The following is a 16007-nucleotide window of genomic DNA, read 5'->3' as shown; positions in this document are numbered from 1 at the left end:
GCGCCGCTCATCCTAGATTTTGACGAATTTTTTACGCTAAGTAGTTAAAATTTCCATTGGTACCCGCGCCCCTAATTGAAAAAATTTAATATCAAATTGAAAAAGTTATGCATTAATGCAGCAAGAGTATTATTACTTCGCTAACAAATGTGAGGTAAAAATGAAAACTTTAGTACTAAACTTAAACAACTCAAAAACAATTCAAGAAGTCTCTTTCTTATTCAAACAAGGCTGGGAAACTTATCGTAGAAACGCGCTTCCCTACAGTCTCTACACACTCCTGTCTTCAGGCTTAATCTGGGCACTATCTTCAATCCCATTCGCTTCAAGCCTAGTCTTCCCTCTTTACATGGCCGGTCTCTACACAGCGATAAAGTCGTCAGAAGAAAAAGAGATACTAACTCTTACAGACTTTTTAAATATTGAAAAAGGAAAACTTGGAGCAATTTTAAAAGTAGGAGCACTAACTTCACTATTAACAATGATTGGATTTATTGCATTTATTATTCCCGGTGCATATGCATTTTGCTCATATGCATTCACAACACCTTTAGTTCTTGATGCGAATAATAAAAATCTAACAGCATGGGAAATTTTAGAGAAAAGTCGTGGAGTTTTTCATAGCAATTTGAATTTGATTCTCATCATGATGTCTTCATACTTTCTTATTTCAATTCTAGCACTACTTCCTCTAGGTCTTGGACTTTTCATCAGTACACCATTTTTAGCATGTGTTAACTACAGCCTATACAAGAAACTTAAATAACCCAAAGCGCTTCGGCGCTATTTCTTTGCGAGATAACTATGCCCAAGAAAAAGTTAATCAGACAAAACTTGTACCCCTATCACGTTATTACAAGAAACAACAACCGCGACTGGTTTAATATTCCAATATATGAAGTGTGGGATATTTGCAAAGAATCTCTTATCTATGCATTAGAGCGTGAAAAAGTAGAGATCAATTGCTTTGTTCTGATGTCAAACCACTATCATCTTCTCCTAACGACACCACATGAGAATATCGATCGATTCATGATGCATTTTAATTGGCGTATTAGTTTTATGATTTCCAATAGAATAAATGTAATTAATCATAAGTTTAGTAATCGTTATAAGTGGTCAATTGTATCAAAGCAAAGTTATCTTTTTAATGTCTATCGTTATATTTATCAAAATCCAATTCGTGCAGGAATTTGTGATGAGTGCAAGGACTACCCATATAGTTCATTACACTTTTCTAACTTTGAAGCAGAGTTATTCAACTATAGGCCACATCTTAACTACTCCGATTCAAAGCACTTAATAGAAAAAAGATTCGACTCTGAGTTTGATAACTGTATTCGTAATAGCCTAAAACGAAGCTACTTTAAGCCAAAGCAAAAGATATCTGTACTTTACAAGAAAAGACTTAATGACTTTAAATACGGCGTAAGTCATTGAAACTTCCATTGGTACCCGCGCCCCTATAATATATAACTAGGACTTAAATAAAGGGCCAGTAAGCTTTTCGCCATTAATTGAAAGGCATACTTTATCACGATTTTTAGGTATAAAGGTTGACGGTATACTGAAGTTTAAACGCTTCATTCTAATACTTGTTTTAGGACGATATTTCTTACTTTTTGACTCATTACTTGGTGGATAAATTGTTTCGACATAGCGACCTTTTTCAGTTACTTTCAAATGTCCTATCAATTCATCATTCACCTTTATTTCAATCTCACCGTCCACATTGAAATCGGACATTACAAGAAGAACTTCACCAATAGGTGCCTCATTCTTATATTTTTTAATTTCAAAATCACCTTGTACGTCTTCACTTCCTTCACGATATAGTTTTGCTGTATATACCCAATCACGAGATTTACCAAAAATAAAAACAATCGCTAAAAAAACACAGAGATAAACATACCAAGGTAAATTCAGGGCCTTCTCCAACACTTCCATCGATCACCTTCCTACAGATAGAATAACAGTTTCACGTTGCCAAAATAAGAGAAAGCGCTTCTTTTCAATAACCTGAAAGCCAACTAGTCCACCTTCAGAAATAGTTTCAACCTTGTACTCTTTATACATATCTACCCTACTACAAATTATTTATAGTTTATCTATCGGTAAAACATGAAATTTTATTTAAATAAATGAATCAGGGACAATGATGTATCGAATACGTAATGACTTTAAATACGGCGTAAGTCATTGAAACTTCCATTGGTACCCGCGCCCCTAAAACTTCCTAAAACTTAGTAATCAACTATTCCATCGGGAACAACGACATAGCGAATTCGACTTCTATGCTCTTTAGAAATATTATTATTGATCCACTCTTTTAAGTTCACAGCATTTTGTGGGCGGATATATGAAAGATCAATTAGGATATGAATCCCATCCACTGCTTCAAGTTTATGCTTAATACTATTTCCAGACTGCTCGATATTAAAACGCCAATTTTGATCAAATAAAGGAGCAATAGGAGTTTTCACATCCCAGAAAACGCCCTGTCCATCAACAAATTCTGTCCCTTCTGGGCCACGAGAAATTCCAGCAGCAAGAATTCCACTCTCCTGAGCATAAAGGCCACTTATGGCCTCAAGAAGACTTGTCTTTGTTTGCTTAAAGTTGTGATCTGGATCTGCTGATAGTGAATCAAAGTCTTCATGGTCTAAATATCTCGCATTGACTTGTGCCATATCATCTTTAAAGAGATGCCAAAGCATAATATTCTCTTCATTAACTGAAGCAGAGAGATACTCAGACATTGCCTGTCGACAGCTAATATCGGCAACAGATCTTGAGGAATTAAAAGAGCTTGTGGATCTATTAATCCCACTTTCATCAATCGAAGAATAAAGACTTACAAATGAAAGTATTGTAATAAATACTATTGATGAAAGGAGAAACTTAAGTCGCATAATAGATTATCGACAATTTTACTCAATAGTTTAGTAGATTACGCTCAAAGTATTGAAATGATTAGTTTTCGTTATTTTTGGTTTTAGATAGAAACCAGTATTCACCTATAAAGATTAAAGCTAGTCCAATAAGAGAGGCCCAAATAATAAAATCATCCTGCTTAAGTTTGACCCAAAATAAAGCAAATAGAATTATTATATCAACAATAATTGCGGTTATAAGAATAAAGGCATTTGCTTTTATTTTGTTTCTAAGTTTTGTTAGTACTCCCCAATGTACTGCAATATCCATGATAATATAAAAGATGGCTCCCAATGAAGCGATACGACTTAAGTCAAAGAAGATCGTCAGTATAATAGCTATCACGATAGTATAAACAAGAGTATGTTTTTGAATACTCCCTGGCATACCAAAGTGGCTATGAGGAACGATTTTCATATCTGTTAGCATTGCAAGCATTCGTGAAACGGCAAATGCGCTAGCAATAACTCCTGAAACAGTTGCTACGATAGCAAAAATAACAGTAAGCCAAAGTCCAGTTTGTCCAAAAGCAGGTCTCGCTGCTTGTGCAAGAGAGTAATTCTTGGCCTCTATAATTTCTACTACTGTTAAATTTGATGAGACAGCAAAAGAAGTAAGAAGATAAATAACCAAACAAATAAAAATAGAAATCAAAATTGCACGGCCCACATTCTTGTGTGGATCTTTAATCTCTCCTCCACTATTTGTAATCGTCGTAAATCCCTTATAGCCCAATACACCTAAGGCCACGGCTCCGAGAAACCCAAATGGGTCACTATGACTAGTGGTTTTGATCGCTTCATCAAAGTTAATACCAGTTGCCCAAAGCCCACCAATGGCCAATGCCAACAAACCGGCAATTTTAATAAATGACATAAAAAATGAAAAAGTTTGAATAAACTTATTACTTAATATATTTATGAAAAATGCAAATATTAAAAGTCCGACACCTAAAACAGGAACCAAGTAATCCAACTCTTTTCCACCAAATAATTGCAGGGTATAAGTCGCAAATGTTCTTGCAACTAAACTTTCATTTATCACCATAGAAAAATACATAAGAAGAGCACAGGAAGCTGTCATGGTCCCTTTTCCATATGCTTTTTCTAAGAACATTGCTATCCCACCAGCTGAAGGATAGTAATTAGATAACTTAACATATGAATATGCACTAAAGCCTGCGACGATGGCAGCGACAAGAAAAGCAATTGGAAACCATTTCCCACTTAGCTCGGCCATCTGCCCTGTAAGAGCAAAAATACCTGCGCCAATCATAACTCCAGTTCCCATTGAAGTTGCACCCCAAAGGCTTAGGCTATTTTTCTTGTAATCTGTCGTGTGATTATCGTGATCCATATTAAAAAATTGTACAAACGTCTTCTAATAAAGCTGCGTGTTTATTGCGAAGCTCAATTGGATCCTCAAAAGTCATGGATGCTGTCTTTTCAGAAAGTGTTGAGCTTTCACCGCTTGGAAGCAAGCACTTAATAGAAGCTGAGCATTCATTCTTATGCTCACCTATCATTTTAGTTTCAATATTTAGCTTAACTCTAAGTTCTTGAGAGGCTTTTCCAGGAAACTTCTTGCATAGATCAATGAGAGACTTCTTAAGCTGGGGATTCTCCCACTTGAGGGCCTCAATGATTGATGGCTCAGTAGAGCTAACACGATAAAGGTCGCCGTCAATGAAACACTTAATCCCCTTATCTGCGGATGTTTCAAGATAACGATATGCAAAGTTTTCTAAATTATGAATAAAGAGTGATGAAATCCCACCTGATTCGATTAACCAATCACGATTCTTAGCATTCATCTCTTCAGTAAGCTTTTCTTTATCAATTTTCGTCATATATACATAATACTTGCTAAATCAATCTAGTAAAGTAATTCTATAATTATAACTTTTTTATAACTAGAGGAAGAGTATGAGTAATGTATTAGAACCATCTTTAAAATCAAAGAAGGCCGGAATCGCCTTCGGATTCGTCATTTCCTTTGTTCTCGGTGCAGCATTTGTCTTCTCTGCACTAAAAGCAGGAATTACCCCAGGAATTAGCCCCCTTGTTGTTTTATTTGGTTGGGTTGCCATGGGTGCCTTCTTTAAGAAGGACATGAAGGGCTTTCTAGCGATGGCCCAAGTAACTGGATCTGCCGGAGTTGCAGTAACAGCTGGTGTCGCTTTTGTCGCACCAATTATCCAAATTTTAGCAGCTGAACTTGGTGAACCTGTTCCGCCAGTTGATATTCTATCTCTTATTCTATCTTCTGCGGCCGGTTGTTTTCTCGGTTGGGGTTTTGTAGGACTTGCAACAGAGAGATTCTTAACTGATCCAAAGCTTCCGGCTCCCGAAGCTGTTGCTTGTGATCGCTTAATTCAAACAGCAGCTGATAATCCTCAGGCACGTCCACCACTAATGCTTTCACTTGTACCTGGTTTATTATTTGGTTTTGTGATGGCGTTTTTAAGTCAAATCAAAGTATTAAAAGCAAGTATCTATGACCTTAAGTTCACTCTTAGTGGCGTTGAAACAAAACTTCCACTGCCAATTAACCCACTCTATTTTGGAATTGGTGCACTTCTTACGGTTCCAACAGCAGTCTTAATTTTCTTTGGAGGACTTCTAAACGCAGTTGTTAAAGGAATGTCTGCGGCCCAAGGAATGCCAGGAACAACTTTTCGTTGGGTTGGTGGTGCGGCCATGGTTGTGGCCGTTGTTTATTCACTAATCGCTTATATTATTGAAGGTCGTAAAACTCGTAATGCCCTTGCTAATAAAGAAGCAGATTATAATGCTGAACAATTAGAAATCCCACACGATAGAAGAAAGCAGCTTCTAGGATCAATCGCTTTTGGTGCCATCCTACTTCTTGCCATGATGATTTATTCAGGTGCAACAATTGTAGGTCTTGTGGCCCTTGGTATAGTTGCCCTACTACTAATCTTTTTCCTAAGTGGTCTAGGTGCTCTTTTATCCCTTCAAGTTGGTTCATCCGCTTCACCTGTTTCAGGAACAGTATTTATGGGAATGCTTGTTCTAAGTCTTGTGGGTCTTGCCATTGGACTAGAAGGAATTCAAGGTGTTTACTTCTTAGTTCCAATTATTGTTGCAGCTTGTGTTGCCATTTGTGCATCTAACGATTCATCACAAGATTATAAGACAATGCAATTTAATGGCCTAAAGGTTTCAAGCTCATTTGTTGGGCAAATCGTAGGTCTTCTTGGTGGAGCTATTTCAGTTCCTCTTGCAGTTTACGTTGCACATGAGACAGGAACTCTTGGAAGTGAGGCCCTACCAGCACCACAGGCCGCCTTCTTTGCAACAGTTTTAAAGTCACTATTTATTCAAAGTGATATTCCTCTTATGCCAGTTTTAGCAGGAACAGGACTTGGTCTTGTTGCAGTAACTGTTGAAATAATTGGAAAGCGCAAAGGAATCATTCTAAGCTCACTTGCCTTTGCCGTTGGGATCTATCTTCCTTCATATATTGGAACGGGAATTCTACTTGGTTCTCTTGCAAGACTATCGGGAACAAAGTCAGTGACTAAAATCACTCACCGAGGAATCCTAACAGCAGCAGGACTTATTACAGGAGATGCTCTCTTTGCACTTCTTTTTGGAATTCTTGCCATTGCAGGAATGGAAATTGCTGGAGTTGAAGGGTTTAACTTTCAAACAAGCTTAAGCGTACTTTTCTTTGTTGGTCTACTACTTACAACAGCAATCAACTACGCAAAAACTTCTGCAATCGAAAAATAACTCTCAGGGTGCCATGCACCTTTTGTTTCGCAAGTGCGAAACAAAAGGTGCATGGCACTTACCACTTACTATTGAGATAAGTATGTACGGACTGAATCATGCTAACATCTGGAGCTTCAGTCGTTATGATAACTTCATTAATTTCTCCATTGAAGTAATCACCACTACCACCACCAGTTGTTCCACTTAAAAGATTTGTTTTACCTGAGCGGCCACCAAGACCAATTGCTCCACTTTTACCATTTGAAGGAAAGACTCTTGTTGTGGTTGATGCAGTACCAATACTATTTGAGTTTACAATACATTCTAATGATCCGTTGGCACCGTCTGGCCCAGTATAGTTTGAGTAATCATAGAGCCAAGATACATGGTAAACAGAATCAGCATTAATAGGTGTGTTAATTTGAATAAATGGTTGCGCACCATCTCCATCATCAACAGTATTCCAAAATGCACAATATAACTTTCCTTGGTCAATATAAATATTCATCCCTCTAGTCGATCCACCTTCTTCATAAACAACTTGAGTCGTACTGATATTGTCCCCTGTTTTTAATGAGATCGTTATATTTTTTGAAGTCGTAACCGTATCATTAATTCCAGCTTGAGTTGAAAGTCGATAAGTTGTATCCCCCGCAAATTCAAGGGCATTCGATGATATATTATAATTTGCTCCTGCCCCCGACTGAATACTCCAGTCATATATTATTCCACTTCCAGAAATATCGAGTAGAGTGCTCGCAACACCAGAAAAAAGCGGATCACTAGCATCATAACCAGAAGGATCTAAAATACTCGATAGCTCTTGACCATCGTAGTGTAGAATCGTAGAAGGTAGTCCACCACTAGCAATATCGTAAACTTGCCATACATTAGATGTGGCAATTTGAGAGTCATTATTACTTGTATCAACTCCCTTAACTGAAATATAGTAATCGACACCTTCATTTAATAATAAAGATATACCTGCCACGCCATCAATGGCCTGATAACTTTCAACAGTACCAATATTGGTCCATCCTAAGATATCATCACCACCAGCTGTGGTACCAATAGCAAATTCATAATGGTCAAGAATAAAGTATGAGGACTGAATTGGAGACCAGCTTAAAGTAGCACTACTTGTTTGAGTTGAGTTATTAGTTAAGGCCAAATTATTTGGTGAACTTAGCTCACTACCAGACCACTTCCCTCTTAAATAATCATGGATAGCATTAACTCCAGTAGCGTCAGGAGTTGAAGCGGCAATAATAAATTCTAATATTTTTCCCTTAAAGAAGTAATCCTGATTACTATAAATCACACCATCATGAAAATGAGAACTATTCAATAAAGCACCAAGTCCAATATCTCCAGCGTGAGAAAATAAACGTGAAGTAGTCGCAACACTTCCAACTGAAGAGTTATTAATATAACACTCAACTGAACCATCAGGGCCTGCAGCACCAGCATAATTTCTATAATCCAGTGACCAGGTTATATGGTAAGTTGAGTCAGTTGAAATTGGTGAAGAAACAGACACAAAAGGCTGAACTCCGTCACCGTCATTTGAGTTATTCCAGAATCCACAATAGAGATTTCCACTGTCGATATAAATATTCATTCCGCGATTAGCATCACCTTCTTCATAAATGACTTGTCTTGTATTGATATCATTTTCAGTCTTAACAGAAATAGTTAAATTTTTCTCAATATCGGTACTTAAATTTAAGTCAGCATGCTCTGGAATTTTTAAATAAGTAGTTGATCCATTAAACTTTATATTTCCACTTATAAAGTCTGGGTCTGAAGTAGCATCAGCGATAGCATTATGAACATTGACACTAGCTGACTTATCTTCCCATGTATAAACATTGCCATTAAAAGAAGGACTATCTGCTGAAATTGCAAGATTATCTTTTACTGTTAATAAGTCGGCACTATCAAGCCATACCAACATATTTGGAAGTGAATCTTCAACAGGTGTAATTTGCCATGCAGCTGAAGTCATAACAGTAGATACGTTACCGGCATAATCAACGGCCCTTACAGATGTATAATAATCCACACCAGTACTTAAATTTATATTCATCCCATTAAGGCCATTTTGTGCCTGATAAGAAGTCACATTACCAATATACTTAAAACCTGACGTGATATCACTTGCGCCAGGGCTTGTTCCAATTGCTAACTCATAATACCTCATGGCACAGTTATCAGTTGCACTTGACCAAGATGTAGTTGTTGCAACTGATTGAGATGCCTCACCTGAAACAGAAATATTTGATGAGAATACAGGACTTGTATTATCATAACGGAAACCAAGCGTATCGGTTACGACACTTCCATATGTCCCACCTAAAGACTTCACTCTAGCACTTGGATAAATAATGGAACATTCCACAATTCCAGTAAGATTTGAGAAGCTGTGACTTTGATTCGTTCCAACATTTGTAAAACTTGCGATACTATCAGTTCCTGCAGATGAACCAAGTCCGACCTCAATAGAGTCAAAACTTTCTGCAGGGTTTGTCCAACTAATCACAGGACTATTAATTGGCGTTCCTCTAATCCAAACCGCAGCACTTGATAAGTTACTTACACCACCAGTAATGGTACTCGTAAAACTTACTCCGTTAGAAGTCAGCCCATTTAAACTCGCAGAAACGCTTGTTGTCCCAGCACTTGTGGCCACGACCTGCCCTGTAGAATCGACAGTTACAACACCAGAAGGAGAAACTGCATAGTTAGCAAAGTTTGTTATATCGATTGTCGATAAATCACTTAAATTTAATATTGCAGATAACTGAGCACTTCCTGAAACCTCTAAGACTGTTTGACTTGCCGATAAACTAATTGAAGTAAAAGTTGGACAAGTTAAACTTACATTAGTGATATGTGAACCAGAGATAATTCCAGAGGCATTAGCGAGACTACAGTTGATTGTAGGGTTTTGTGTAGGAGTAGCAATTGTAATGCTATAAGAATCGGTATCAAAAAGCTCAGTAGCAAATTGATAACTACTTGCCCCTGCTGGGATGTATAGATTCTCTACTCCATTTAGATTCAGAGTAATCCCACTATGATTAAGGTTAGTAATAGGGCCACTAATCTTTCTTGAATTTGGTATAGAGCCCCCCATCCAAGATAGGATTGGAGCAGTGAAGGCACCATGCCCTTCTAAATTATAGCCTTCGTTTGGTACACGCCAACCAGGAGATGAGATAAAGTCGAAACTCGTATAACTTCCTGCCGAACTTGCACTGGCCAGTGCAACTGCACTTCCAAGAGTGTTAAAAGAGGCATCTCTCTTTTCTTGGATATAAAATGATTGAGTGACCGATAAAGAACCTGCTGAAAACTCCTCACCAAGAATGGCCCCCATAGTTAAAGAGTCGAAACTTGAGCCTGTATTTTGAGTAACGATACCGTGAGCATAGACATCAGTAACCGAGTCCACAATTGTTGAATTTAAATATCCGACAATACCTCCGGCACTTCCGTCGGCTTCAACATTTCCAGTACTGAAGGAATCTGTAATACTTCCTTCTAATTGATAACCAATTAATGCAGAAATATTGCGACCGCTTGCAGTGATATTACCAGTAGCAAAGCAGCCTCTTGTATCACCTCGATGTAGACCGACCAGCGCTCCTGAAGAGTTTCTTACGCCAGAGACATTCCCGCTTGCATAAGAATTTTCAAGGTAGCCGCCTCTAAAATATCCAATCAATCCACCTACATAATCAGCAGTACCATTATTGATGATGACGTCACCAGTCGCATAAAGTCTTTCAAAACGAGAGGTCCATGAATTGGCATATCCTAATAGACCACCAATATAAGATCTTGGTGTTGGATTGGTAATATTAACAGTTGAAGTTGAGTATGAGTCTCGAAATTCTTCACCAAAGAAATATCCAGCGACTCCACCGACAAATGAAGTTCTTGCATCAATTGTTCCGGTAGAGAAAACATTATACATGATAGAGTTTTCACCATGAAAGCGGCCAGCGATACCACCGACAAAATTAGATTGCGCATTGATATTCATTGATGAATTAGAATCATGAATTGTCGAGTCTTCACTAAGCAGACCAACAATTCCTCCAATATATGAAGTAACAGAATTATAACGATCATCCGCAACAGTGATTGTTCCGGAACTAGTTGAATTAGTTATTGTCGCACTACTTCCCGATCCAAGTATCCCTCCAACATGAGAAGAGCCAGCACTGATACTTCCAGTAAAACTACAATTATCAAGGTTAACGCTTCCAACAGAGCGTCCAACAAGTCCTGCAACATGGCCATCACTTGCATCTTTTGGCGAAGAAATATCTCCCGTTATCGTGACAAATGAAATACTTCCGCCAGCAATTTCTCCAGCTAGACCACCTACATAATTATTAATAGCAGCGACATTTGAATTAGAAGTAACATTAGTGATAGTCATATTTGGTTCTTGAATTTGGGCCACTAATCCCCCAACATATCCAAGACCATTAACAGTATTATTTAAGTCAATATTATCAAGGGTAAAGCTTCCATCACTTGAAGTGACGATACCGATGAGGCCACCGGTATAATTATTCCCTTGTACATTAACTGTACTAGAAATATTGCTCATACTTAAAGTAGCGCTAGAGCTGGCCACACCGATCATACCACCAGTATTTAAAATACCTGTTACACTACCTTCAAGCGTAATATTATCAAAAGTATTTACTCCATTAGCATTTCCAACAATTGAGCCAACTTTTGTATATCCATTAACTGAGAAGTTTAAGAAATCAATATTCTTAACAGTGGCACCACTCATGGTTTTAAAAATCCCCACATTACTAGCAGATGGCCTATTAATGACAAAGTTTTTAACAGCAAAACCTTTACCGTCTAAGACTCCAGTAAAATTCCCATTTAGCGGATTAATTGTACTACCTGCAAAATCAATATCATTAGCAAGTTCAAATTTTGCACTAGGATTAACTTCAATATTTTTAAAGTGATTTGGATTACAAATAATATAAGGGATGGTGTCACCATTTCCGCCGCTATTATAATTTGCATATAAAGAACCACTAGCACCACTGTCACTACATGAGTTACTACTAATAGACTTATTAAGAGTTCTAGTAATAAGCGGAGATACGATGGCACCTGTATCATCTTTTAGTTGAGCATTGATTGTAATAGTACCCGACGTAAGTTCTGTTGCATCAATTAGTGCTACCCAACGATTATTGCTCTGACATATCGTCGATAATGTTACTGAGCCTGTGATACTAATTTCTTCTCCAACAACTCCACACTCTCCGTGAATTAACTTAGTCGTTGCAATTGGAGCCCCATTGGCATCTGGATATGTAAATGAAATTGAGTAGGTTCCCACACTTACATTTGCGACGGGATCTGTAGAAGTTATAATGTCCAATTGTTCAGTATTTGCGGCAATAGCGCTTAATGTCTTTTCTGATCCAATCCCAAATAAATTTGGTGTCCCCTCATTAATTGGGTCATCACTAAAAGTTTGAATCGAATTAAAACCATAATTGGCCTCATTCATAAAATCAAAAATAGCGTAGTTATAATCAAGAGTTTCACCTGGAAGTTTGAATCCGATACCTGGCATGGACCAATCATTTGCACCAGCAAAACTAAATCCTGTATAACTTAATTCAGATGCCATTTCCTCAGCAGTAAGTTGATTCCCGAACCTGTTGAAACCATTAAAAGGTTCTGCAGAGGCCATATCTGTAAATGTAATCGAGTCCAAGAAGAATGTGTTATTAGCTAAGTTGACGTTTGAGCTCGTTCCAAAAACCGGCCCAAAGATACTTTCCCCTAACGTTGAGTCTGAAGACTTATTAATACTACCTACCATATAGGCATTCGTAATGGTTGTTGCATCATCGATATACCAGCCGGTAATACCACCAATATTTCCATTACCTTCTAAGTTGGCCTTAACAAAAACATCATTGATATTATTTTGAAAAGCAAGGCCTGCAATACCACCAATATAACGAAGTGACCCACTTATATTTCCACCAGCATAGGCATTGTGTATTGGTGTTTTTAGATAACCAGCAATTCCTCCGATTAAAGATCTTGCCCCAGTAATATTTCCAGTATTGAAAACATTGCTAATACTTTGGGCCTCAACATAACCGAAGAGTCCACCAACATTATCTGCAATACCATTATTAAAGTGAATACTTCCAGAGTTGTATAATTTATCAAAAATAACATCACTCTTTTTAGTATAACCTGCGATACCACCAATATATGCCTTTGGAGTTGGGTTTGTAATCGTGATATTTGAATGAGAGAATGAGTTTGTAATAGACTTCCCAGTCATGAAACCAACTAGGCCTCCAACATTTGAAGTCATTGCCTCTATCGCTCCTACAGAATACGAGCTATCAATCGTTGTATTGCCTCCACCAAGGAATCCGACAAGGCCTCCAACATAGTAAGCAGTTGAGTTTATATCGACATGAGAGTGTGAACCTGAGATTGATGAGTCTAAGTTAATGTTACCAACTAGACCTCCAACAAATTTTACAACACTATTATAATAATCTTCATTAACAACGATACTTCCTCTCGTATAAGAGTTTGTTATCGATCCAGATAGTAATCGTCCGATTAGTCCACCGGTGTAACTACCACCAGAGGTAATATTAGAGACGACTTTAGAGTTACTTATGGAATGCGTACCTTTGGCGTGTCCAATTAGACCACCAACATTTACATCAACAGCATCTTTTGAAGTTCCAACAGAGCCAATATGAGAAACATTATCAAAGCTTCCCCCAGCACTCTCTCCAATAAGACCACCAACCACAACACCAGTACTTGTAATACTTCCTTTGTGGTGAACATTTGTAAAAGTTTGATTTGGCTCTAAAATTAAACCGGCAAAACCACCAACATAGTCATGGCCTGCTACATTTGAATAGATGTCTGTATTGCTAACATTTAAAAGGCCGTCGTTAGTATTGATATAACCAATCACTCCACCTGTGTAGTTATTGGCATTAACATCAACTTGTATTTGAGAGTCAGAAATATTAAGTGAGCTTGAACTATTACCCAAACCGATTAAACCACCGGCCATAGTAATTGCATTTACTTTTCCTGAAACTCTGATGCTATTAATCGTTCCAGCTCCTCTCCAGTCTCCTGCGAGTAAACCAACACGACTATTCCCCGTCACCTGTGCGTTGTGAATATGTAATTCACTAATATTTGCATCCGAGATATATTTGAAAATCCCAACACTATTATCAGCGGCACGATTGATAATATAATTTTTAAGAGCATATCCTCGACCATTAAGTTCACCTGAGAAGACAGCAGCTATAGGAACAATATTTTGACCAGCAAAATCGATATCAGTTGCGAGTTGAAATCTTGAGTTTGGGTTAAGAGCGATATTTAAAAATTGCTGAGAAGTACAAATTTTATATGGAATCAAAGATCCATCTGCACTTTCTGAGTTGGCATATAATTTAGTTAAATTTGCAGAATCCTCACAGATATTGTCTTGTTTAGTAAAGGTTCTTGAAGCAACAGAAGAGCCTCCACTCATATTTTTATCTTTTAATTGAACGTTAACTGTAACAGCTCCCACTGCTGACTCTAGTGCTGAAACTGGTGCTGCCCAATGATAATCACTCTGACAGATCGAATATAAATTAACAGCACCTGTTACCTCAATTGGATAACCTGGCTTACCACAATGGCCAGAAATTACACTATAACCAGAAATTGAACTTCCATCTGAGCTAGGTCTTAGAATAGTGATTTCAAAAGCGCCAGGAGTGACAGTAAGACTCCCTTCAGCTTCAAGTGAGTCATCACAGGACACCATTGTGAACGCTAACATTATAAGAATAAAATTTAGCAATATTTTGTTCATTTTCTACCGTCAATTAAAGAAAAATTGTTTTCAGGAAAACACATAGATGATTGTAAGCGACTATGCCTCCCCACAAACAATAATCCTTTATCTCATCGTAATTATATCTATTTATGTTTAGTATTTTCTGAACGCTGCAAATAAAATAAATTGAAACCGGCAAAATTTATTGGCTAGACCAAAGAGGAACAAGTAAAAACAGGTACTTACTTTTATTTGTGCGAGCACGAGAAGGCCCTTAAGATATTAATTCTTAGACGCGGCTTTTATAAAGGCCATAACATCTGCCAAACAGCACTTCCCTGATGGGTTTGCTCTTTCACAAAAACAGCCTGGATCTTTCATTTTAGCTTTAATCTCATCCACAATTAATGTTTGATTATTACATCTTACAGCTTCAAATAATTCTTTCTTTGATTTTTTAAAACAATAACAAATCAATCCGTCGAGATTCTCAAGATCAACTTCCTTACTCTTTTCATCATTATTATTTGAACAGCAATTACTCATATTGCGATTGTAGCATGAATTCTAAATTAAAAAATCACGAATTAGCGATCTGAGTTTATCTTAATTACTTTTCTTTTTACTCACCTTCTTCCACTGAGAATCACTCTTTTTAGATGCATCGATATGCTTTAATCCGTAAGCACAACTTACTAGTGATAAAAGCATTAGAATTGATATTAAATTTCTCATTGATTACCTCTTTGCTACTTTTGTATTTTTTGATCTTAATAATTCTCTTAGTCTTACGGCGATATCACTTAGACACATTGATACAGCACCATTGAATCTTTCTTTGATATCAGTGTCTGTCCATACCATCTCAGTTGATCTTTCAACTTCTACAAAGTTTCTTTCGTATTCGTGTCCCTTTTTAATTTTTGCCCTTACATTTAAATCTGCGATACCAATCAGGCTTGCTGCCCAAAATCCAACATCTGGTTCAACAAATAATTGATTAATTTTTACATCAAGTACAACATCACTTTGTTTACGAAATTTTGAAACGATAAATCCTTGGATACGCAATTCACTTTCGATGGCATCTTTTAACCAGCGAGATTGCGACGTTGGTAAATATACCTGAGCAGTATCGATTCCATAACCATTCTTCTTTACACCGACAACTCGGTCCTCTTTATTATCAACATGGACATAAACTCTGGTATTACTTCTGCTCTTTTCAGTGGATTTAGAATAATACTCTCTTTGAATATTCACATCAGTGAAGGCACAAGAGCATAAAAACATTAAACTAAGTATCGCTAGACCTTTGGACATAACCTCTCCTCTTAAATCATTATCTTTTCTAATTAATCGGCTTTAGGGAGACAAAATATGAACAAAATCAACAACTTAAGACACAAAAGAGATTTGCTTGCTAAGTTATAGATTATACAAGA

The 16007-nt window shown here is 37.3% G+C and carries 12 protein-coding genes; 3 read left to right on the top strand and 9 right to left on the bottom strand.

Features of this window, described 5'->3' with window-relative positions; all coding sequences use genetic code 11:
* Window positions 1–160: 160 nt before the first annotated feature.
* Window positions 161–766 carry a hypothetical protein gene (locus tag BALOs_RS03885; protein ID WP_120404341.1) on the top strand — a complete coding sequence of 202 codons (606 nt, stop codon included), beginning with the start codon at window positions 161–163 and terminating at the stop codon, window positions 764–766.
* Between the two features lie 38 nt (window positions 767–804).
* A complete protein-coding gene (locus BALOs_RS03880; RefSeq protein WP_120404340.1) occupies window positions 805–1440 on the top strand; it encodes a transposase in 636 nt (211 codons plus the stop codon).
* 36 nt (window positions 1441–1476) lie between these two features.
* On the opposite strand, the gene BALOs_RS03875 is transcribed toward BALOs_RS03880, so the two are convergent.
* From BALOs_RS03875 to BALOs_RS03860, 5 genes are all read right to left on the bottom strand, one after another.
* On the bottom strand, window positions 1477–1947 hold the full coding sequence (locus BALOs_RS03875) for a hypothetical protein (RefSeq protein ID WP_120404339.1): 471 nt from the start codon (window positions 1945–1947) through the stop codon (window positions 1477–1479).
* 3 nt (window positions 1948–1950) lie between these two features.
* The gene (locus BALOs_RS15455) at window positions 1951–2076 is read right to left on the bottom strand and encodes a hypothetical protein (protein ID WP_256385946.1); all 126 of its coding nucleotides are present in this window, start codon (window positions 2074–2076) and stop codon (window positions 1951–1953) included.
* A gap of 167 nt (window positions 2077–2243) precedes the next feature.
* Window positions 2244–2912, bottom strand: a complete 669-nt coding sequence (locus tag BALOs_RS03870; RefSeq protein ID WP_120404338.1) for a hypothetical protein — start codon at window positions 2910–2912, stop codon at window positions 2244–2246.
* A 61-nt stretch (window positions 2913–2973) separates the two neighbouring features.
* Window positions 2974–4290 carry an APC family permease gene (locus BALOs_RS03865; protein WP_120404337.1) on the bottom strand — a complete coding sequence of 439 codons (1317 nt, stop codon included), beginning with the start codon at window positions 4288–4290 and terminating at the stop codon, window positions 2974–2976.
* Between the two features lies 1 nt (window position 4291).
* Window positions 4292–4783, bottom strand: coding sequence for a hypothetical protein (locus tag BALOs_RS03860; RefSeq protein ID WP_115361306.1), 492 nt, complete (start codon window positions 4781–4783; stop codon window positions 4292–4294).
* Window positions 4784–4859: 76 nt separating this feature from the next.
* Between BALOs_RS03860 and BALOs_RS03855 the strand changes: the two genes are divergently transcribed.
* On the top strand, window positions 4860–6692 hold the full coding sequence (locus BALOs_RS03855) for a hypothetical protein (RefSeq protein ID WP_120404336.1): 1833 nt from the start codon (window positions 4860–4862) through the stop codon (window positions 6690–6692).
* Between the two features lie 58 nt (window positions 6693–6750).
* Here the strand turns inward: BALOs_RS03855 and BALOs_RS03850 are convergent, their stop codons facing one another.
* The 4 genes from BALOs_RS03850 to BALOs_RS03840 all read right to left on the bottom strand — a co-directional run bounded on the left by BALOs_RS03850 (window position 6751) and on the right by BALOs_RS03840 (window position 15885).
* A complete protein-coding gene (locus BALOs_RS03850; protein WP_162929532.1) occupies window positions 6751–14565 on the bottom strand; it encodes a hypothetical protein in 7815 nt (2604 codons plus the stop codon).
* A 279-nt stretch (window positions 14566–14844) separates the two neighbouring features.
* The gene (locus BALOs_RS03845; protein ID WP_115361312.1) at window positions 14845–15108 is read right to left on the bottom strand and encodes a hypothetical protein; all 264 of its coding nucleotides are present in this window, start codon (window positions 15106–15108) and stop codon (window positions 14845–14847) included.
* Window positions 15109–15168: 60 nt separating this feature from the next.
* A complete protein-coding gene (locus tag BALOs_RS15450) occupies window positions 15169–15297 on the bottom strand; it encodes a hypothetical protein (RefSeq protein ID WP_255509241.1) in 129 nt (42 codons plus the stop codon).
* A gap of 3 nt (window positions 15298–15300) precedes the next feature.
* On the bottom strand, window positions 15301–15885 hold the full coding sequence (locus BALOs_RS03840; RefSeq protein ID WP_120404334.1) for a YajG family lipoprotein: 585 nt from the start codon (window positions 15883–15885) through the stop codon (window positions 15301–15303).
* Window positions 15886–16007 lie beyond the last annotated feature (122 nt).

Source organism: Halobacteriovorax sp. BALOs_7, from assembly GCF_003612895.1.
Lineage (GTDB): Bacteria > Bdellovibrionota > Bacteriovoracia > Bacteriovoracales > Bacteriovoracaceae > Halobacteriovorax_A > Halobacteriovorax_A vibrionivorans.
This window is presented reverse-complemented; position numbering and strand designations above follow the sequence as displayed.